Below are 20350 nucleotides of genomic sequence, written 5' to 3'. Positions count from 1 at the left end.
TCATGGGCCGCATCCTCACCGAGACCGACGTCGAGGCCGCCGTGAAGGGCGGCTCGGTCTACGCCGCCGGCGGCGGCGGCTGGGCCGATCACGGCCGCATGCTGGGGCGCGCCGCCGTCTCGATCGGCGAGCCGGAGCTCGTCTCCATCGACGAGCTCGACGCCGACGACTGGGTGGCGACCGCCGCCGCCATCGGCGCGCCGGCCTCGACCACGCCCTGGGAGATGCGCGGGGTCGATTACGTCAAGGCCGTGCAGCTCCTGCAGGAGGCGCTGGGCGCTCGGATCGCCGGCCTGATCGTCGGCCAGAACGGCCGCTCGTCCACGCTCAACGCCTGGCTCCCCTCCGCCATCCTCGGGACGAAGGTGGTGGACGCGGTGGGCGACGTGCGCGCGCACCCGACCGGCGACATGGGCTCGATCGGGCTCGCCGGGAGCCCCGAGCCGATGATCCAGACGGCGGTCGGGGGAAACCGCGCCGAGAACCGCTACATCGAGCTCGTGGTGCGCGGCGCCACCGCCAAGATCTCGCCGATCCTGCGCACGGCCGCGGACCAGTCGGGCGGCTTCATCGCCTCCGCCCGCAACCCCGTGCGCGCGTCCTACGTGCGCGCCAACGCGGCGCTCGGCGGCATCTCGCTCGCGCTGACCCTCGGCGAGGCCATCCTCGCCGCCGAGCGCAAAGGCGGCGCGGCGGTGATCGACGCCATCGTCGAGACGACCAAGGGCGCGATCATCGCGCGTGGGACGATCTCGAGGAAGGCCGTCGTCTACACCAACGAGGCCTTCGACATCGGCACGGTGACCGTGGGCGCCGGCGACGACGCGCGCGTGCTCCACGTCATGAACGAGTACATGGCGGTGGAGGACATGGCCGGCACGCGCCTCGCCACCTTCCCCGACGTGATCACCACGCTCGACCCGACGGGCGAGCCGCTCTCGGTGGGGCAGTTGCGGGAGGGTATGGAGGTCGTCGTGCTGCAGGTGCCCAAGAGCGTCATTCCGCTCGCCTCGAGCGTGCTCGACCCCTCGGTGTACCCCTCCGTCGAGAAGGCGATGGGGATCGCCATTGCGTCCTATGCGCTCGACGGGCGGTGAGGCGGCAGGCGTCGCGCCTCACGCCGTCTCCGCCAGCAGCCACTCGCGGAAGGCGGCGACCGCCGGCAGGGCGGCCTTCTCCTCGGGATAGACCAGCCAATAGGCCTCCCGCGAGCGGGACGGCCGGTCGAACGGGATCACCAGCACGCCGGCGCGCAGCTCGTCCTCCACGAGAAAGCGCGGCACGATCGCGAGGCCCAGCCCGGCGACGGCGGCCTGCGCCACCATGGCGAACTGCTCGAAGCGCGGGCCCGGCGTCGCCCGCGCGGGGTCGAGCCCCGCCTCGCCGAGCCATTGCTCCCAGGCGCGCGGGCGCGTCGCCTGCTGGAGGAGCGGCACGCGCAGCACGTCCGCGGGCTCGACGAGGCGATGGCGCGCGACCAGCGCGGGGCTCGCCACCGGCACGATCTCCTCCCCCATCAGCCGATGAAGCTTCGCGCCCGGCCAGATCGGCTCGCCGAAGTGGATCGCGGCGTCGTGGCCCTCGCGGGCGAAGTCGAAGGGCCGCACGCGGGTGGCGAAGTTGATGGTCACGCCCGGATGCGCCTCGGTGAAGCGCGGCAGGCGCGGGATCAGCCAGCGTGTGCCGAAGGTCGGCAGGATGGCGAGGTCGAGCACGCCGCCCGCGCCGCGGAAGGCCATCACGTTGAGCGTGGCCGCCGACAGCCCGCGCAACGCCCCGCGCACCTCGGCCGCGTAAGCCGCGCCGGCGGCGGTGAGCGTCACGCGCTGGCGCACGCGCTCGAACAGCTTCACGCCGATCTGCGCCTCGAGCCCGGCCACCTGCCGGCTGATCGCGCCCTGCGTCAGCGCCAGCTCCTCCGCCGCGCGGGTGAAGCTGAGATGGCGCGCCGCCGCCTCGAAGGCTGCGAGCGCCCCGAGCGAGGGCAGGTGCGAGGAGAGGTGCGGACGGGCGGCGGCGACGGTCTCGGTCATGCCTGTTCCTCATGAAGTCGTGAGAACATATCGGTTGCGCGCCCGACCGAAAAGGCCGATCCTTCCGGCCGTTTTCGATGATGAGGTCATGATGACGGAACTCGCCCCCGCGCGCCCCCAGGCGCTCGCCATCCTGGAGCGGCTCGGCGTCTCGCCGGACGCATTCGCCGACGGCGGCCTCGTCGCCCGCTCGCCGATCACCGGGGAGACGCTCGCCTCCGTGCGCGAGACGACGCCGGCCCAGGCGGGCGAGATCATCGGCCGGGCGCATGAGGCCTTCCTCGCCTGGCGCGAGGTCCCGGCCCCGCGCCGCGGCGAGCTGGTGCGGCTTCTCGGCGAGGAGCTGCGCGCCGCCAAGGACGACCTCGGCATGCTGGTGACGCTCGAGGCCGGCAAGATCGTCTCGGAGGGCCTCGGCGAGGTCCAGGAGATGATCGACATCTGCGACTTCGCCGTGGGTCTCTCGCGCCAGCTCTACGGCCTGTCCGTCGCCACCGAGCGCCGGCATCATCGCATGGCCGAGACCTGGCATCCGCTCGGCGTCTGCGGCGTGATCTCCGCCTTCAACTTCCCCGTGGCGGTCTGGTCCTGGAACGCGGCGATCGCCTTCGTCTGCGGCGATCCGGTGGTGTGGAAGCCCTCCGAGAAGACCCCGCTCACCGCGCTCGCGGTCGACGCGATCCTGAGGCGCGCCATCGCCCGCTTCGGCGCGGACGCGCCGGACGGCCTGCACGCCGTGCTGATCGGTGCCCGCGAGGTCGGCGAGGTCCTCGTCGAGGATCACCGCGTGCCGGTGGTCTCGGCCACCGGCTCGACGCGCATGGGCCGCGAGGTCGGCCCGCGGCTGGCGAAGCGCTTCGCCCGCGCGATCCTGGAGCTCGGCGGCAACAACGCCGCCATCGTCGCGCCGTCCGCCGACCTCGACCTGACGCTGCGCGCCGTCGCCTTCTCGGCGATGGGCACGGCGGGCCAGCGCTGCACGACGCTGCGCCGGCTCATCGTCCACGAGAGCGTCTACGACGCCCTCGTGCCGAAGCTCGCCCAGGTCTACGGCTCGGTCGCCATCGGTGATCCGCGCACCGACGGCACGCTGGTCGGGCCGCTGATCGACGCCGACGCGCTCGCGGGCATGGACCGCGCGCTGGAGGAGGCCCGCGGGCTCGGCGCCACGGTCCACGGCGGCGGGCGCGCCGCCGTTCCCGGCGAGGGCGTCTACGCCCGCCCGGCGCTCGTCGAGATGCCCCGTCAGGAGGGGCCGATGCTGAGCGAGACGTTCGCTCCGATCCTCTACGTGACGAAGTACGCCGGGTTCGAGGAGGCGATCGCGCTCCACAACGGGGTGGGCGCGGGCCTGTCCTCCTCCATCTTCACCCTCGACATGCGCGAGGCAGAGCGCTTCCTCTCGGACGCGGGCTCCGATTGCGGCATCGCCAACGTCAACATCGGCCCCTCGGGCGCCGAGATCGGCGGCGCCTTCGGCGGCGAGAAGGAGACCGGCGGCGGCCGCGAGGCGGGCTCCGACGCGTGGAAGGCCTACATGCGCCGCGCCACCAACACCGTGAACTTCGGCACCACGCTCCCGCTGGCGCAGGGCGTGAAGTTCGACATCGACGCGTAACCTCCCAGGGGAGAGCCCCTTCATCGACGAGGACCGACACGTATGACCGCTCTCGCCAATCCCCCCTCGACCCCCGCCAAGGACGCCCCGAACCCCGGCGCCTTCGCCTGGGAGGACCCCTTCCTGCTGGAGGACCAGCTCTCCGACGAGGAGCGCATGATCCGCGACGCGGCGCGGGCGTTCGCGCAGGCCGAGCTCGCGCCGCGGGTGATCGAGGCCTATCGCGAGGAGAAGACGGACCGCGCGATCTTCTCGAAGATGGGCGAGACGGGGCTCCTCGGCGTGACGCTGCCGGAGGAGTACGGCTGCGCCGGTGCCAGCTACGTCGCCTACGGGCTCGTGGCGCGGGAGATCGAGCGGGTGGATTCCGGCTACCGCTCGATGATGAGCGTGCAATCCTCCCTCGTCATGTACCCCATCTACGCCTATGGCGACGAGAGCCAGCGCCGGAAGTACCTGCCCAAGCTCGCCTCGGGCGAGTGGGTCGGCTGCTTCGGCCTGACCGAGCCCGACGCCGGCTCGGACCCCGCCGGCATGAAGACAGTCGCGAAGAAGACCGCCGGCGGCTACGTGCTGAACGGCGCCAAGATGTGGATCTCGAACTCGCCCATCGCCGACGTCTTCGTCGTCTGGGCGAAGTCCGAGGCGCACGAGGGCAAGATCAGGGGCTTCGTGCTCGAGAAGGGCATGAAGGGGCTCTCGGCGCCCAAGATCGGCGGCAAGCTCAGCTTGCGCGCCTCGATCACGGGCGAGATCGTGATGGACGGCGTCGAGGTCGGCGAGGACGCGCTGCTGCCCAACGTGTCGGGGCTGAAGGGTCCGTTCGGCTGCCTCAACCGCGCCCGCTACGGCATCTCCTGGGGCGTGATGGGCGCGGCGGAAGATTGCTGGCACCGCGCGCGCAGCTACACGCTCGAGCGCGTGCAGTTCGGCCGGCCGCTGGCCCAGACGCAGCTCGTCCAGAAGAAGCTCGCCGACATGCAGACCGAGATCGCGCTCGGCCTCCAGGGTAGCTTGCGCGTCGGACGCCTGTTCGACGAGGGCCGCGCCGCGCCGGAGATGATCTCGCTCGTCAAGCGCAACAATTGCGGCAAGGCGCTGGACATCGCCCGGGTCGCCCGGGACATGCACGGCGGCAACGGCATCATGGAGGAGTACCACGTGATGCGGCATGCCGCGAACCTCGAGACGGTGAACACCTACGAGGGCACCCACGACGTCCACGCGCTGATCCTCGGCCGGGCGCAGACGGGGCTGCAGGCGTTCTTCTGAGAGGCGCGGCCGGCGGGAGGGAGGCCGGGATGGGACGTGCGCTCCTCGCGGGATGCGTGTACTTCGCCCTCGTCTTCGCCGCCGGCTTCGTGCTGGGCGTCGTGCGGGCCTTCCTGCTGACGCCTGCGCTCGGTCACGTCGGCGCGGTCGTCGTCGAGCTGCCGGTGATCATCGCGATCTCGGCGCTCGTGGCGCGCTGGTGCGTGCGCCGCTTCGCCGTCCCCGGCGCGCTCGCGGCCCGCGCGGCGATGGGGGCGCTCGCCTTCGCGCTGCTGATGGCGGCGGAGCTCGCGCTCTCGGTCTTCCTGTTCGGACGCACGCCGGCGGAACACTGGGCGGCCTACGGGCGGCTCGCTGCGCAGCTGGGGCTCGTCGGGCAGGTGGTGTACGGGCTGCTGCCGGTGTTCGTGGCGCGGGGGAGAGGCTGACGTGAGCGCGTGCGCCGAGATCTTCCGCAACGAGTTGCAATCGTGTCGATCAGCATGCTAAAGATTGGCGAGCTTGGAGGATCGAGCGATGAGCGAAGGAGCGCCCGAGCGCTTCCCGACGGACGAGGATATTCGCCGCGCCGTCGACCTCGCGCGGCGCGTACCGCGCGCGAGCGAGCCCTCCAAGCGGCCGGATTGGCGCCTCGGAGCCATCTACGAGATCCTGGGGCCGGATGGCGTCACCCGTACGCGGATCGCGCCCGGCATCATGGAACGTGCGCTGCGCGGGGCAGGGCGCGCGAGCCGATGACGGAGCGCGTCCGACCGAGCGCGTTCGAGCGCTTCGTCGATGCGTCGCGAGAGGACGTGTCGGAGCTTCTCGCTTACGCGCTGTACGAGCGTGACAAGCGCGAGCTCGTCGACGCCGATGGCATCGCGCCGGAACGCCTCGTGGATCATCACCTGCTGCTGTCGTCCGGGCAGATCGAGCTCTACAAGTCCTCCGCCTACGAGCGTCTCGAGCGATTTGCCCTCATCGTGGTCGACGAGGTGAAGCCGCAGCTGGAAGAGGAGACTCGAACCCGCGCGATCGAAGTGGCGAAAGCCGAGATCATCGCCGCCGTTCGAGCGAGCACCTCCTGGCGGACCATCGTCGTATGGAACGTCGTCGCCTGGCTGCTCACGCTCGCCATCACCTTCCTCGTCGCGGTCGGCTTCGGCAACCTGACGCTGACGATCAACCCCGCCTGAGGGCGGCGAGACCTTCGCACATGAAACCCCTCTCCGGCATCAAGGTCCTCGAGCTCGCGCGCATCCTCGCGGGGCCGTGGACGGGGCAGCTCCTCGCAGACCTCGGCGCGGACGTGGTCAAGGTCGAGCGGCCCGGGGAGGGCGACGACACCCGAGGCTGGGGGCCGCCCTTCGTGCAGGGGGCCGACGGCACGCCGCACGCGGCCGCCTATTTCCATGCGGCGAACCGCGGCAAGCGCTCGGTTGCGGTGGACTTCACCACGCCGGAGGGGCAGGAGACCGTGCGTCGGCTCGCCGCGCATGCCGATGTCGTGATCGAGAACTTCAAGGTCGGCGGGCTGGTGAAGTACGGGCTCGACGCGCAGAGCCTGCGGGCGGCGCACCCCCGCCTCGTCGTGTGCTCGATCACCGGTTTCGGCCAGGACGGGCCCTACGCGCACCGTGCCGGCTACGACTTCATGATCCAGGGCATGGGCGGGATCATGGACCTCACCGGCGCGCCGGACGGGGAGCCCCAGAAGATCGGCGTCGCCTTCGCCGACGTCTTCACCGGCGTCTACGCCACGGTCGGCATCCTCGCGGCGCTGCGCCGACGCGAGGTCACGGGGGAGGGCGGCCACGTCGACATGGCGCTGCTCGACACCCAGGTGAGCGTGCTCGCCAACCAGGCGATGAACCATCTCGTCTCCGGCGGGGTGCCCACGCGCATGGGCAACGCGCATCCCAACATCGTGCCCTACCAGGTCTTTCCGGTCGCGGACGGCCACGCGATCATCGCGGTCGGGAACGACGGGCAGTATCGCCGCCTGTGCGCGCTCCTCGGCGATCCCGCGCTGGGGGAGGACCCGCGCTTCCTCACGAACCGCGACCGTGTGGCGAACCGCACCGTGCTGATCGCGCTCCTGTCGGGCCTCACCGCGCGCACGACCCGCGCCGACCTGCTCGCGGCCTGCGAGGCGGCGGGCGTCCCCGCCGGCCCGATCAACACCGTCGCCGACGTCTTCGCGGACCCCCAGGTGATCGCCCGCGCGATGCGCCTAGACCTCGAGGCGCCCGACGTCGCCGGCGGCCGCGTTCCCTCCGTGCGCTCCCCGATCGTGCTCGACGGCGAGCCCCAGGCGTCGGGCCGGGCCTCTCCGGGGCTCGGGGCGCACACGGCCGAAGTGCTGGCCGACCCCGCCTGGGGAGCCGGGGGATGACGCCGGACGCCAGCCTCCCGCTCCTCCCCCTTCGGGGGACGTGGATCGGCGCCGCAGGCGACGGGACGGAGGGGGTGCGCCGCAAGGCGCGCTTCGGCGAAGCCGAAATTCCACGCGTCGAGCCGGGAGACCCCGCCCCAGGCTCGCTCCGCTCGCCGTCCCCGCCCCGATGGGCGGGAGCGCGGCGTCGCCGTTCGAACCCCGTTCGGGAGTAGCCCCATGACCACCCCTCCCCTCCGCACCGGCGGGCGGATCCTCGTCGACCAGCTGCGGGTCCACGGCGCCTCCCACGTCTTCTGCGTGCCGGGCGAGAGCTACCTCGCCGCGCTGGACGCCCTGCACGAGTCCGCGATCGCGCTCACCGTCTGCCGGCAGGAAGGCGGTGCGGCGATGATGGCGGAGGCGCACGGCAAGCTCTCCGGTCGGCCGGGGATCTGCTTCGTCACCCGCGGGCCGGGCGCCACCAACGCCGCGCCGGGGCTGCACATCGCTCGCCAGGATTCGACTCCGATGATCCTGTTCGTCGGCCAGGTCGCGCGGGAGATGAGGGAGCGCGAGGCCTTCCAGGAGCTCGACTACCGCGCCGTGTTCGGCACGATCGCCAAGTGGGCGACGGAGATCGACGATCCCGCCCGCATCCCGGAGATCGTCTCGCGCGCCTTCCACGTCGCCACGTCCGGCCGACCTGGGCCTGTGGTCGTCGCGTTGCCCGAGGACATGCTCACCGAGACGGCCGCCGTCGCCGACGCGCCGCCCGTCGCCCCGATCGAGACACATCCCGGCCTCGGCCAGATGGCCGAGCTGCAGAAGCTGCTCTGGGCCGCGAAGCGCCCGGTCGCGCTCCTGGGCGGCGCGCGCTGGAGCGAGGCGGCGGTGGCGCGCTTCACCCGCTTCGCCGAGCGCTTCGCCCTGCCGGTCGCCTGCACCTTCCGCCGGCAGATGCTGTTTTCGCACGATCACCCCTGCTACGCCGGCGATCTCGGCCTCGGCGTCAACCCGAAGCTGCTCGCGCGCATCCGCGAGGCGGACCTCGTGCTCGCGGTCGGCGGGCGGCTGTCGGAGATCCCGAGCCAGTCCTACGCGCTGTTCGGCATCCCCGATCCCGGCGTCGATCTCGTCCACGTCCATCCGGACCCGGCGGAGCTCGGGCGCGTCTACCGACCGCGTCTGGCGATCAACGCCGCGCCGACCGCCTTCACCGCGGCGCTCGAGGGCGTCCAGCCGCCCGGCACGATCCCCTGGGCCGGCACGGCGGAGGAGGCGCACGACGCCTACCGTGCATGGTCGGACCCGCGCACGATCAACCATCCCGGCGACCTGCAGATGGGCGCCGTGATGGCCCACCTCGCCGAGGTCCTGCCGGCGGACGCGATCCTGTGCAACGGCGCGGGCAACTACGCCACCTGGATCCACCGCTTCCACAAGTTCGGTCGCTGGGGCACCCAGCTCGCGCCGACCTCTGGCTCGATGGGCTACGGCGTGCCCGCGGCGGTCGCGGCCAAGCGCCTGCATCCGGCGCGCACCGTCGTCGCCTTCGCCGGCGACGGCTGCTTCCTGATGAACGGCCAGGAATTCGCCACCGCCGTGCAGTACGACCTGCCCATCGTCGTCGTCGTCGTCGACAACGGCATGTACGGCACGATCCGCATGCACCAGGAACGGGAATACCCCGGCCGGGTGACGGCGACCGCGCTGAAGAACCCCGACTTCGCCGCCTACGCCCGCGCCTTCGGCGGCCACGGCGAGACGGTGGCGCGCACGGCGGATTTCGCCCCCGCCCTCGCGCGGGCGACCGCCTCGGGAAAGCCCGCGATCCTGCATCTCCTCATCGATCCGGAGGCGATCACGCCGACGACCACGCTCACGGCGCTGCGCGAGACGGCGCTGGCGATGCGCGAGTGAGCGAGGCGCGGCGGCGCCCGCTCGCCGCCGCGCCATCCTGCCGCTTGACGCGGGGGCCGCGGGGGGGACAATGCCGGCCCGCGATGAGGAGCCCCGATGCCGCAAGCCACGCCCCGCCCGAACCGCGCGCCGCGCGTCGGCCTGTTCGTCACCTGCCTCGTCGACCTGATGCGCCCCTCCGTCGGCTTCGCCGCGGTGAAGCTGCTGGAGGACGCCGGCTGCGTCGTCGAGGTCCCCACGCAGACCTGCTGCGGCCAGCCGGCCTTCAACTCGGGTGACCGCGCCACCGCCCGGGCGCTGGCCGAGCAGACGATCCGGGAGTTCTCGCGCTTCGACTTCGTGGTCGCGCCGTCCGGATCCTGCGCCGGGCAGATCAAGGCGCATTATCCCGAGCTGTTCTCCGACGACCCGAACTGGGCTCCGAAGGCGCATGCGCTCGCGGCGAAGACGCACGAGCTCGTCTCCTTCCTCACCGACGTGCTCGGCGTCACCCGGGTCGAGGCCTCCTTCGATGGAGCGGTGACCTATCACGACAGCTGTGCGGGCCTGCGCGAGCTCGGGGTCAAGTCGCAGCCGCGCAAGCTGCTGGCGAGCGTCGACGGGCTCGAGCTCGTGGAGATGGCCGACACCGACGTCTGCTGCGGCTTCGGTGGCACCTTCGCCGTGAAGTACGGCGAGATCTCCTCGGCCATCGTCGAGCAGAAGACGAAGAACATCGTCGCCTCCGGCGCGCCGACGCTGCTCGCGGGCGACCTCGGCTGCCTGATGAACATGGCCGGCAGGCTGCAGCGGGAGGGGCGGGACGTGAAGGTGCGCCACGTCGCCGAGGTGCTCGCCGGGATGACGGACGAGCCGGCGATCGGCGAGGCCTGAGCGGGCGCGATCGCCCCCCGCGCCCGGCTCGCGTCAGCGTGCCTGCGTGGCGAAGCCCGCGCGCTGCGTGGCCTGGCCGCCGACCGCGCCGAAATAGCCGTCCGAATCGCCGAGCCTGAGCGAGGGCTGGCAGTCGGGCGTGCAGGAATAGCTCTCGCGGTCGAGCCCGCGTTGAACCACGACGACGGAATCCTCGAGCGGCGCCTGCACGCTCACCATGCTCTCGGCGAGCAGCAGGCCCTGCGCGTCGAGCGCGATCAGGTTCGTCGCGCCGTAGGCCTTGCCGGTGACGACGAGGATGCCGTTGCGCTGCACCGTCACGTCCGCGATGAAGGGGTTGCCGACGATCACCGTCTGCGTCCGCTCCGGCAGGCGAATCACCTTGGCGTGATCGAGGAAGACGGTGAGCACGTCGCGCGGCCCGCTGCCGGGGGCCGGCGCATCGGCCTGCGGTGCGTCGGCCGGCACCGCCGCCGTGGGCGTGCGGCGTTCTTCCGCGGGACGCGTGATGGCGACGATGCGCGGCGCCGCGATTCCAGGAGCCGGGCCGGGCGCATCCGGCCGCTCGACACGCGGGCGCTCGCCATCGTCGCTCACGACGGCTTCGTCCTCCTCCTGCGCGCCGGCGTCGGGCACGAGGAGCGCGCCGAGGCCGAGGCCGAGGGCGATCGCGGCCGCGAGTGCCGGGGCGATGGCGCGGACGGGGCGGATGCGCATGGTCCAGGTCTCTTCCTGCGACGCCGGTCGGCTACCGGCGGATGAAAGGCTAGCACGCCGCCAAGGACAGCCGAAAATGGTGAACAATCGCCTAATCGGGCCGGAACGACTTGTCGCGAAGCCGCGATGTTCCTGCCCCATCGCCACCCGCTACGCCGTCGCGCCTCGACGCGCCCCGCTTCGCGACAGCATAGCTGCGGCGAATACTCTGTTGTGAACGCCATTTCACCAATTTTTGCTTGGTGAGTTTCATCGCGGCACAAAAATTTAGCTCGATGACGCAAAACATGGCGGCTCAGAAAAGATTAACCATCGGAAAGACATTGGCGGGATCTTTGGGAATGCTTGATCCGCTTAACCCGCTGGCAAGAGGTGGCGGGTAGGGTCCCCTCATCGCCGCTCGGTTCCAGAAGCGAGAAAGCCGGGGCGCGCGTCGAAGCACAGTCGTACAGGAGCACACCATGACCAACCTTCTCAAGCGCTTCGTCAAGGACGAGTCCGGCGCCACCGCGATCGAGTACGCCCTCATCGCCGCCGTGATGGCGGTCCTGCTGCTCGCCGTGTTCGGTCTCATCGACGACCCGATGAACGCCGCGTTCCAGACGATCGCGAACCAGCTGAACCAGGCCGGCACGGCCACCGTGATCAACAACTGATCGACCCTCGCTCGGGCTCGTGCGCGGCGTCGTCCGCGCCGAGCCGCATCGCCTCGGCCACGTCACCAGGGAGCCCGCGCCATGCCGTCATCGTCGCAGAGCGGCGCGCGCGCGGGCTTCCTCGCCGACGAACGCGGGGCCACCGCCATCGAGTACGCGCTGATCGCCGCGGTCATGGCCATGATCATGCTCGCGACGCTCTCGCTCCTCCAGGACCCGATGAACGTCGCCTTCCAGCTCATCGCCGACACCCTCGAGGACTCGGCGGAAGACATGACGCTCGTCCAGTAGCGAGAGGCCGCCTCCCGTGTCCCAGCAGATCGCCCTCGCATTCGTCGCGGCCTTCGTCGGCCTCCTCGCCGCCGCCGCGCTGAGCGACGCGCGCACGATGCGCATCCCCAACCGAATCAGCCTTCTCCTGGTCGCGGCGTTCCTGCCCTTCGCCCCGCTCGCGGGGCTCGAGCTCGCCCAGATCGGGCTCCATCTCGGGATCGGGATCGCCGTCCTGGCCGGCACCTTCGCGCTGTTCGCGCTCGGCCTGATCGGCGGAGGCGACGCGAAGCTGATCGCCGCCGCCGCCGTGTGGTTCGGCGCATCGGACGTGGGCGGATTCCTCTTCGCCACGGCGATGGCGGGCGGCGTCCTCACGCTCGCCATCGTGGCTCTGCGGGCCGTCCCGATGCCCGCCGCGGCGGGCGCGTGGCCCTGGCTGGCACGCCTGCGCAGCAAGGAGGTCGGCGTTCCCTACGGCATCGCCATCGCCGCCGGTGCCTTCGTCGCGCTGCCGCAGAGCGTCGCCTGGCGCCTCGCGACCGGCGCCTGAGCGGAGCGACCGACGCGCAGCCCTCGAAAAGTTCCCTTAACCATAATTTGACGATTCACTGGTGACATCCGACGCACGAGACCTCCGTAGCGTTCGGGACGTCGAACCATGAAGCGAGCACAACTGGCAGTCCTCGGACTCGCATTGGCGGCCGGCGCGGGCGCGATGCTGCTGATGCGCGGCGACCCTCCGCCGCCGCCGCAGGTCCAGGTCGTCGAGGCACCCCGGGTCGAGACGACGGGGATCCTGGTCGCCGCCGCCCCGATCCCGATGGGCCAGACCCTCTCCGAGCAGGACCTGCGCTGGCAGGACTGGCCGGCGAACGCCGTGCCGGAGGGAATGATCACCCGCGACCAGGGCATGGACGCCGCCGCCGGCGCCATGGCGCGCCAGAGCATCCTCGCCGGCGAGCCGATCCGGCTCGAGCGCCTCATCCGCGCGGACGGCAGCGGCTTCATGTCGGCGATCCTGCCCGCGGGCAAGCGGGCCATCTCGATCTCGATCGATTCGCGCGGCTCGAGCTCGGCGGGCGGCTTCATCCTGCCAAACGACCGCGTCGACATCATCCGCACCTTCCGCAACGAGACAGCCTCCCAGCAGGGGGGCGGCGACGTGCTGGTGTCGGAGACGATCCTGCGCAACGTGCGCATCCTCGCCATCGGCAAGAACGTGCAGGTCGACGAGGAGGGCAACTCCTTCGTGGACGGCGAGCACGCGACCCTCGAGCTGACGCCGAGCCAGGCGGAGGCGATCACGCTGGCCCAGCGTACCGGCCAGCTGTCGCTCGCGCTGCGCAGCCTCGCCGATGCCGCGCCGACGGCCGTCGAGGCGGAGGAGGAGGTCGTCGAGGAGCAGCTCGGCAGCCTCGACATCGTGCGCTTCGGCGTCTCCATGCCGACCCCGATCCCGTGAGGAGAGGCAGGATGACCCGCGCCTTCGCAAAGATCTCCGCCAGCGACACGTCCACCGCTCGGCCGCGCGCCACGCGGCGGGCCGGCCTCCTCGGCGTCGCCTCGGCGCTCGCGCTCGCCGCGACGCTCCTCGGCGGCGCGCCCCCCGCGGCCGCCGTCGACTGGAACCCCGGCGGGCCGGTGGCGCACGCGCCCACCGCGCCCATCGTGCGCATCGGCCCCGGTGAGGGCGCGATCTCACGACGCGTCGACGTCGCGGTCGGCAAGTCCGTGATCGTCGAGCTGCCGGCGGACGCCCGCGAGGTCTTCGTGGCGAACCCCGCCGTGGCGAACGCGGTGGTGCGCTCGGCCCGCAAGATCTTCCTCATCGGCCAGGCGCCGGGCGCGACCTCGGTCTTCGCCTTCGACGCGGAGGGCCGCCAGATCGCCTCGCTCGACGTCGACGTCGGCCGCGACCTCCAGGCTCTTCGCCAGACGCTGCGCGGCTCGATCCCCAACGGGCAGATCGACGTGCGGGCGGCCGGTGATTCGATCCTGCTCACCGGCCAGGTCGATTCGAACCTCGACGCCCAGCGCGCGGTCGACATCGCCAACGCCTTCGTGGGGGCGAGCGGCGGGACGACGGGCGCCGTCGTGAACTCCCTCACGGTCGGCGGCGAGGACCAGGTGATGCTGCGCGTCACCGTCGTCGAGGTGGAGCGCTCCGTGCTCAAGCGCTTCGGCATCGACACGACGGCGGGATGGGCGCCGACCCCGGTCGCGGTCGACCAGGGAATCAACCTCGCGACCACGGGTGCGAGCGGCACGGTGCGCGCCGGGCTCCAGGCGGCGGGCTTCAGCCTGCAGGCGACCCTCAACGCCTTCGAGAGCGCGGGCATGCTGCGGGTGCTGGCCGAGCCGACGCTCGTCGCGATCTCCGGCGAGACGGCCGACTTCCAGGCCGGCGGCGAGATCCCGATCCGCACGTGCTCGGGAACCGGCGTCGACCGGACCTGCGCCATCGAGCTCCTCGACTTCGGCGTGAACCTCTCGTTCACGCCCGTCGTGCTCTCGAGCGGGCGCATCTCGCTCCAGGTCTCGACGCGCGTGCGCGAGCTCGACGGCGGCAACTCGGTCCAGATCGACGGCGCCACCTATCCCGGCTTCAAGACCCGCGAATCGGCGACGAGCCTCGAGCTCGCCTCCGGCTCGACCATCATGACCGCGGGCCTCATCTCCTCGCGCGTCGACCGCCGGGTGTCGGGCATGCCGGGGCTGCTCAACCTGCCGATCCTCGGCACGCTGTTCCGCTCGCAGGCCTACGACCGGCGGGAGACCGAGCTGATGATCCTGGTCACCCCGCTCATCGCCCAGGCGATGGAGCCCTCGGAGGTGGCGCGTCCCGACGACGGTTTCGTCGACGCCTACGACCCGCAGGCCATCCTGCTCGGGCGGCTCAACCGGCTCTACGGCACCGTCGAGGCGGCCGACCCGATCGGCCTGCGCGGCACCTTCGGCTTCATCGCGGACTGACCGGGTCCTCGCCCCGCGAGAGGACGCCTCACCAGAGGACGACGACGAGAGATGGCCCGCATGATTTCCGCCAGCACCCGGATCGCTTGCCGCAGGCTCGCCCGCCTCGGCCTCGTCGCCGGGCTCGCCGCGACGCTCGGCGCCTGCGCCGACCGCGTGATCGAGACCGGCTCGACGGCCTATCCGTACGACTACCGCGAGCGCCACCCGATCGCGCTCCAGCAGGCGCCGGAGGTGCTCGACGTGATCGTGCGCGGCGTCGGGCTCGACCGGCGCCAGCGCACCGACGTCGCCGCCTTCGCCGACGCGTATCGCCAGGGCGGCAGCGGGGCGCTGCACGTCCAGGTCCCGCAGGGCGGCGACGAGGTCGGCACGCGGCGCACCCTCGAGGCGGTGCGCGCGACCCTGAACGAGGCCGGGGTGCCGGCGACCTACCTCTCGGTGACGACCTATCGCCCGGGCGACCCGAGCCTCGCCGTGGCGATTCGCCTGTCCTATCGGGCGCTGCAGGCGCGGGTGCAGAGCCGCTGCGGGCAATGGCCGCAGGATCTCGGCGTGTCGGACGCCGCCTTCAACCTGCGCAACGAGCCCTACTGGAACCTCGGCTGCGCCATGCAGACGAACGTCGCCGCCCAGACCGCAGACCCCGTCGACCTGATCCGCGGGCGCACGCGCACCCCCGCCGACCTGCAGGCTCGCCTGCCCGACATCCAGGCGGTGCGCCAGGCGACGTCGCCCGCGACGGGCAACGAGTGAGCGCCGACAGCGAGGGAGGAGCCCAGACGATGACCGAGAGCCCGACGCGCGACGACCTGATCCCGCCGGTGCCGCGCATCACGCTGCAGGCCTTCTGCGAGACCGCGGAGGTCGCCGCGACGCTCGAGGCCGCCGCGGCCGACCGGCGGATGGTCAAGGCGCACGTGCGCGTCCAGACCGGTGGCGTCCCGGCGGCCGTCGCCGCCTACTCGCAGGCGCCGACGCCCAACGTCGTGCTGCTCGAGACGCGCATGACCTCGCAGCCGGACTTCCTGGCGCAGCTCGACCAGCTCTCGGAGGTCTGCGACGCGGGCACCAAGGTGATGGTGCTCGGCCATGTCAACGACGTGGGATTCTACCGCGAGCTGATCCGGCGCGGGGTGAGCGAGTACCTCATCGCCCCGGTGGAGCCGATCGATCTCGTGCGCGCCATCTCGGGCCTCTACGCCACGCCGGGCGCGCCGCCGGTGGGGCGCACGGTCGCCGTCATCGGTGCCAAGGGCGGCGTCGGCGCCTCGACGGTGGCGCACAATCTCGGCTGGTCGTTCTCGCGCAAGCTGGCGATGGCCACCGTGATCGTCGACCTCGACATCGCCTTCGGCACCGCCGGGCTCGACTTCAACCAGGACCCGCCGCAGGGCATCGCCGAGGCGATCTTCGCGCCCGACCGGCTCGACGCCAACATGGTCGACCGCCTGCTCTCGAAGTGCTCGGACCGGCTCAGCCTCCTCACCGCGCCTGCGGTGCTCGATCGCACCTGCGACCTCACGGAGACGGCCTTCGACCAGATCATCGACATCCTGCGCACCTCGACCCCGGCGATCGTTCTCGACGTGCCGCACGTCTGGACCGCCTGGGCGCGCCGGGTCCTGATCGGCGCGGACGAGGTCGTCGTCGTGGCGGCTCCCGAGCTCGCCTCGCTGCGCAACGCCAAGAACCTCGTCGACCTCCTGCGCCAGGCGCGCCCGAACGACCGCCCACCGCGGGTCGTGCTCAACCAGGCGAGCCTGGCCAAGCGCCCCGAGATCGCCGCGGCCGACTTCGCCAAGGCGCTCGACGTGGCGCTCGCGGCCGCGATCCCCTTCGACGCCCAGCTCTTCGGCACGGCGGCGAACAATGGGCAGATGGTGGCGGAGATCCAGCCCGGATCGAAGCCGGCGGAGGCCTTCGACGAGCTGGCGCAGGCTATCGCCGGGCGTCCCGCCGAGCGCCGCGGCGCGCGCGCGGCGAGCCTGCTCGATCCGCTCCTGTCGAAGATCGTGCGCCGCAAGGCCTCCTGAGGCCGCGCGGCGAACCGGAGAGTGAATGAGCATGTTCGGCAAACGATCGACGTCCGGGACCGCGAGCGACGCCGCTCCCCGCCCGATCCACGCCGCCCCCGCCCCGGCTCCCCCGCCGGCGGCGGAGCCGCAGCCGAGCGCGGTCCCGGTCCTCGCCGAGACCGGATACGTCCCCGCGTCCTCGCTGGAGCCCCGCGCCGCGCACGAGAAGCCGCTCGTCGTCGAGGAGCGGCAGAAGTCCGACAAGTACTACCAGACGAAGAGCATGGTGTTCGGGGCCCTGATCGAGGCCATCGACCTGTCCCAGCTCTCGCGCCTCGACGCCGATTCGGCGCGCGAGGAGATCCGCGACATCGTCAACGAGATCATCGCCCTCAAGAACGTCGTGCTCTCGATCGCCGAGCAGGAGGAGCTGCTCGAGGACATCTGCAACGACGTGCTCGGCTACGGCCCGCTCGAGCCGCTGCTTGCGCGCGACGACATCGCCGACATCATGGTGAACGGCGCCAACAAGGCCTACATCGAGGTCTCCGGCAAGATCCAGCTCACCAACGTCCGCTTCCGCGACAACCAGCAGCTGATGAACATCTGCCAGCGGATCGTCAGCCAGGTGGGCCGACGCGTCGACGAATCGAGCCCGATCTGCGATGCGCGCCTGCCCGACGGCTCGCGCGTCAACGTGATCGCCCCGCCGCTCGCGCTGGACGGCCCCGCGCTCACCATCCGCAAGTTCAAGAAGGACAAGCTCACCCTCGACCAGCTCACGCGCTTCGGCGCGATCTCGCCGCCGGGGGCGGACATCCTCAAGATCATCGGCCGGGTGCGCGCCAACACCGTGATCTCGGGGGGCACGGGCTCGGGCAAGACGACGCTGCTCAACTGCCTGACGAACTACATCGAGCACGACGAGCGCATCATCACCTGCGAGGACGCCGCCGAGCTCCAGCTCCAGCAGCCGCACGTGGTGCGCCTGGAGACGCGTCCGCCCAACCTCGAGGGGCAGGGCCAGATCACCATGCGCGACCTCGTGCGCAACTGCCTGCGCATGCGCCCCGAGCGGATCATCGTCGGCGAGGTGCGCGGCCCGGAGGCGTTCGACCTGCTCCAGGCCATGAACACCGGCCACGACGGCTCGATGGGGACGCTGCACGCCAACTCCCCGCGCGAGTGCCTGTCGCGTATCGAATCGATGATCACGATGGGCGGCTTCGCCCTGCCCTCGCGCACGATCCGCGAGATGATCGTCTCCTCGATCGACGTCATCATCCAGGCCGCGCGCCTGCGCGACGGCTCGCGCCGGATCACGCACATCACCGAGGTGCTGGGCATGGAAGGCGACGTGATCATCACCCAGGACGTCGTCGTCTACGACATCCTCGGCGAGGACGCGAACGGGCGCCTGATCGGCCGCCACCGCTCCACCGGCGTCGGCCGCCCGCGCTTCTGGGAGCGTGCGCGCTACTATGGATGCGAGGCGGCGCTCGCAGCCGCCCTCGACAAGCTCGAGCCGAGCGACGCCGAATGAGTCGGGGGTGCGCGACATGGACCTGAACGCTATCGCGGTCGCCGTCTTCGCCACCGTCGCGGTGGGCGGCCTCGCCTGGGTCTTCCTCTATCCGCTGATCTCGGGCGAGCGCCGCGCCGAGAAGCGCCAGCAGACGCTCGTCATGCGTACGCCCGAGGCGCGCATGGAGCGCGTCAACGCCGCGGCGCGCCGCGAGCAGATCGCGCAGAGCCTCAAGGAGCTCGATTCCGTCGCCAAGGGCAACAAGGGCAAGCTGACGCTCGAGCAGCGCCTCACCCAGGCGGGCCTCGACTGGACCCCGAGGAAGTTCTGGCTCGTGAGCGCGGGACTGGGCCTCTTCGTCGCGCTCCTCGCGTTGGGCGGCACGGGCTCTGCGCTGATCGCCCTCCTCGCGGGCTTCGCGGGCGCGCTCGGCCTGCCGCGCTGGACGCTGACCTACCTGACCCGGAAGCGCATCAACGGCTTCATCTCGGAGCTGCCCAACGCCATCGACATCATCGTGCGCGGCATCCGCTCCGGCCTGCCGCTGGGCGACTGCATGCGCGAGATCGCCTACAACGCCCGCGAGCCGTTGCGCTCCGAGTTCCGGATCGTGATGGAATCGCAGTCCGTCGGCATGCCGCTGTCCGAGTCGATCACCAAGCTCGCCCAGCGCGTGCCGGTGCCGGAGGCGAACTTCTTCGCCATCGTCATCACCATCCAGTCGAAGGCCGGCGGCAACCTGTCCGAGGCGCTCGGCAACCTGTCCCGGGTGCTGCGCGATCGCAAGAAGATGCAGGACAAGGTCAAGGCCATGAGCACCGAGGCCAAGACCTCGGCCGCGATCATCGGCGCGCTGCCCTTCGGCGTGGCGCTGATCACCTTCTTCACGAGCCCGGACTACATCTCGCTGCTCTGGACGACGCTGCTCGGCAAGATCGTGCTCGGCGTGTGCGCCGTGTGGATGACGATCGGCGTGCTCGTGATGCGCAAGATGATCAACTTCGAGGTCTGAGGGACGCGCCATGGACCTCCTCTCCGATCCCAACATCGTCCCGATGCTGCTCGCGGGCGTCGCCGCGGCGGCCACCGTCTGGTCGCTCGCGATGTCCCTCGTGCCGGCGGACACGCTCGACAAGCGTCTCAAGGCGGTGGCGGTCGAGCGCGAGAAGATCCGCGCGCGCGAGCGCGAGCGCATGAATTCCGATCGCCAGCGCGCCACGCTCCGCCAGCGTCCGACGACACGGCTCAAGGACATCGTCGACCGCTTCAAGCTCTCCGACTGGCTCGGCACCGAGACCGCCAAGGCGCAGCTCGTCCAGGCGGGCTATCGCGGCCAGAAGGCGGAATACACGTTCCTGTTCTTTCGCCTGGTGACGCCGATCGGCTTCCTGCTGTTCGGCTTCCTGTACCTGTTCTTCATCAACGACCACGATCTCGCCCCGCTCCTGCGGGTCGCCGGCGTGATGACCGCCGCCTACGTGGGCATCAAGGCGCCCGAGCTCTACCTGTCGAACCAGCGCACGAAGCGCCAGCTCTCGCTCAAGCGCGCCTGGCCGGACGCGCTCGACCTCCTGCTGATCTGCGTCGAATCGGGCATGTCGATCGAGCAGGCCTTCAAGCGTGTCGGCGCCGAGGTCGGCGCGAACTCGATCCCGCTCGCCGAGGAGCTCGCGCTCACCAGCGCCGAGATGGCCTATCTCAGCGACCGGCGCCAGGCCTACGAGAACCTCGCCCAGCGCACGGGGCTCGACCAGGTCAAGAGCGTCGTCACCGCGCTCGTCCAGGCCGAGCGCTACGGCACGCCGCTCGGCCAGGCCCTGCGCGTGCTCGCGCAGGAGAGCCGCGACCAGCGGCTCAACGAGGCGGAGAAGAAGGCCGCCTCGCTGCCGCCCAAGCTCACCGTGCCGATGATCATCTTCTTCCTGCCGATCCTGTTCGCGGTGCTGCTGACGCCCGCGGCGGTGCAGGTGATGGACGCGTTCTGATCCGCCGCGCGCGGCCAGCGCCGCGCGCCAGGCGGCCTCCGGCACCCGCGTCGCCGCCGCGATCCCCGCGGCCGCCGCCGGCGCCAGCCGCGCGCCCGCGACGAGGGCGGCGCGGCCGAGCCCGCCGG

General features: G+C 71.4%; 21 protein-coding genes. 19 read left to right on the top strand and 2 right to left on the bottom strand.

Features of this window, described 5'->3' with window-relative positions:
* Window positions 1–2: 2 nt before the first annotated feature.
* Window positions 3–1097 (top strand): DUF917 domain-containing protein, encoded by a 1095-nt coding sequence (locus ACTZWW_RS13855; RefSeq protein WP_444781551.1) that lies wholly within the window; start codon window positions 3–5, stop codon window positions 1095–1097.
* Between the two features lie 18 nt (window positions 1098–1115).
* Here the strand turns inward: ACTZWW_RS13855 and ACTZWW_RS13850 are convergent, their stop codons facing one another.
* The gene (locus tag ACTZWW_RS13850) at window positions 1116–2033 is read right to left on the bottom strand and encodes a LysR family transcriptional regulator (protein WP_444781550.1); all 918 of its coding nucleotides are present in this window, start codon (window positions 2031–2033) and stop codon (window positions 1116–1118) included.
* A gap of 88 nt (window positions 2034–2121) precedes the next feature.
* On the opposite strand from ACTZWW_RS13850, the gene amaB reads away from it, so the two are divergent.
* The 8 genes from amaB to ACTZWW_RS13810 all read left to right on the top strand — a co-directional run bounded on the left by amaB (window position 2122) and on the right by ACTZWW_RS13810 (window position 10075).
* Window positions 2122–3651: an L-piperidine-6-carboxylate dehydrogenase gene (gene amaB, locus ACTZWW_RS13845; RefSeq protein ID WP_444781549.1), complete on the top strand. Its 1530-nt coding sequence runs from the start codon at window positions 2122–2124 to the stop codon at window positions 3649–3651.
* A gap of 42 nt (window positions 3652–3693) precedes the next feature.
* Window positions 3694–4923 (top strand): acyl-CoA dehydrogenase, encoded by a 1230-nt coding sequence (locus ACTZWW_RS13840; RefSeq protein ID WP_444781548.1) that lies wholly within the window; start codon window positions 3694–3696, stop codon window positions 4921–4923.
* Window positions 4924–4952: 29 nt separating this feature from the next.
* Window positions 4953–5351, top strand: a complete 399-nt coding sequence (locus tag ACTZWW_RS13835) for a hypothetical protein (RefSeq protein ID WP_444781547.1) — start codon at window positions 4953–4955, stop codon at window positions 5349–5351.
* A gap of 88 nt (window positions 5352–5439) precedes the next feature.
* On the top strand, window positions 5440–5661 hold the full coding sequence (locus ACTZWW_RS13830; protein ID WP_444781546.1) for a hypothetical protein: 222 nt from the start codon (window positions 5440–5442) through the stop codon (window positions 5659–5661).
* A 56-nt stretch (window positions 5662–5717) separates the two neighbouring features.
* A complete protein-coding gene (locus ACTZWW_RS13825; RefSeq protein ID WP_444781545.1) occupies window positions 5718–6101 on the top strand; it encodes a hypothetical protein in 384 nt (127 codons plus the stop codon).
* A 20-nt stretch (window positions 6102–6121) separates the two neighbouring features.
* Entirely contained in the window at window positions 6122–7300 is a 1179-nt protein-coding gene (locus ACTZWW_RS13820) for a CaiB/BaiF CoA transferase family protein (protein ID WP_444781544.1), read from the top strand.
* A gap of 219 nt (window positions 7301–7519) precedes the next feature.
* Window positions 7520–9202 carry a thiamine pyrophosphate-binding protein gene (locus ACTZWW_RS13815; RefSeq protein WP_444781543.1) on the top strand — a complete coding sequence of 561 codons (1683 nt, stop codon included), beginning with the start codon at window positions 7520–7522 and terminating at the stop codon, window positions 9200–9202.
* A 96-nt stretch (window positions 9203–9298) separates the two neighbouring features.
* Window positions 9299–10075 carry a (Fe-S)-binding protein gene (locus ACTZWW_RS13810; protein ID WP_444781542.1) on the top strand — a complete coding sequence of 259 codons (777 nt, stop codon included), beginning with the start codon at window positions 9299–9301 and terminating at the stop codon, window positions 10073–10075.
* 33 nt (window positions 10076–10108) lie between these two features.
* On the opposite strand, the gene ACTZWW_RS13805 is transcribed toward ACTZWW_RS13810, so the two are convergent.
* Window positions 10109–10543: a pilus assembly protein N-terminal domain-containing protein gene (locus ACTZWW_RS13805; RefSeq protein WP_444781574.1), complete on the bottom strand. Its 435-nt coding sequence runs from the start codon at window positions 10541–10543 to the stop codon at window positions 10109–10111.
* Window positions 10544–11253: 710 nt separating this feature from the next.
* Here ACTZWW_RS13805 and ACTZWW_RS13800 point away from each other — a divergent pair.
* The 10 genes from ACTZWW_RS13800 to ACTZWW_RS13755 all read left to right on the top strand — a co-directional run bounded on the left by ACTZWW_RS13800 (window position 11254) and on the right by ACTZWW_RS13755 (window position 20222).
* Window positions 11254–11448, top strand: a complete 195-nt coding sequence (locus tag ACTZWW_RS13800; RefSeq protein WP_444781541.1) for a Flp family type IVb pilin — start codon at window positions 11254–11256, stop codon at window positions 11446–11448.
* 81 nt (window positions 11449–11529) lie between these two features.
* Window positions 11530–11739, top strand: a complete 210-nt coding sequence (locus ACTZWW_RS13795) for a Flp family type IVb pilin (protein ID WP_444781540.1) — start codon at window positions 11530–11532, stop codon at window positions 11737–11739.
* Window positions 11740–11755: 16 nt separating this feature from the next.
* A complete protein-coding gene (locus ACTZWW_RS13790) occupies window positions 11756–12271 on the top strand; it encodes an A24 family peptidase (RefSeq protein WP_444781539.1) in 516 nt (171 codons plus the stop codon).
* A gap of 108 nt (window positions 12272–12379) precedes the next feature.
* Window positions 12380–13183: a Flp pilus assembly protein CpaB gene (gene cpaB / locus ACTZWW_RS13785; RefSeq protein ID WP_444781538.1), complete on the top strand. Its 804-nt coding sequence runs from the start codon at window positions 12380–12382 to the stop codon at window positions 13181–13183.
* 11 nt (window positions 13184–13194) lie between these two features.
* Entirely contained in the window at window positions 13195–14694 is a 1500-nt protein-coding gene (locus ACTZWW_RS13780) for a type II and III secretion system protein family protein (protein WP_444781537.1), read from the top strand.
* 60 nt (window positions 14695–14754) lie between these two features.
* On the top strand, window positions 14755–15450 hold the full coding sequence (locus tag ACTZWW_RS13775; RefSeq protein ID WP_444781536.1) for a CpaD family pilus assembly protein: 696 nt from the start codon (window positions 14755–14757) through the stop codon (window positions 15448–15450).
* Window positions 15451–15479: 29 nt separating this feature from the next.
* Window positions 15480–16730 (top strand): AAA family ATPase, encoded by a 1251-nt coding sequence (locus ACTZWW_RS13770; protein ID WP_444781535.1) that lies wholly within the window; start codon window positions 15480–15482, stop codon window positions 16728–16730.
* Between the two features lie 31 nt (window positions 16731–16761).
* The gene (locus tag ACTZWW_RS13765; RefSeq protein WP_444781534.1) at window positions 16762–18255 is read left to right on the top strand and encodes a CpaF family protein; all 1494 of its coding nucleotides are present in this window, start codon (window positions 16762–16764) and stop codon (window positions 18253–18255) included.
* 16 nt (window positions 18256–18271) lie between these two features.
* Complete coding sequence (locus ACTZWW_RS13760; RefSeq protein WP_444781533.1) at window positions 18272–19249, top strand: type II secretion system F family protein; 978 nt, start codon at window positions 18272–18274, stop codon at window positions 19247–19249.
* A gap of 10 nt (window positions 19250–19259) precedes the next feature.
* The gene (locus tag ACTZWW_RS13755; RefSeq protein ID WP_444781532.1) at window positions 19260–20222 is read left to right on the top strand and encodes a type II secretion system F family protein; all 963 of its coding nucleotides are present in this window, start codon (window positions 19260–19262) and stop codon (window positions 20220–20222) included.
* The last annotated feature ends 128 nt before the right edge of the window (window positions 20223–20350 follow it).

The sequence above is a fragment of the Salinarimonas sp. NSM genome (assembly GCF_052380005.1).
Taxonomy (GTDB): domain Bacteria; phylum Pseudomonadota; class Alphaproteobacteria; order Rhizobiales; family Beijerinckiaceae; genus Salinarimonas.
Note: the sequence above shows the minus strand (reverse complement) of the source record. Positions and strands in the feature narration are given on the sequence as shown.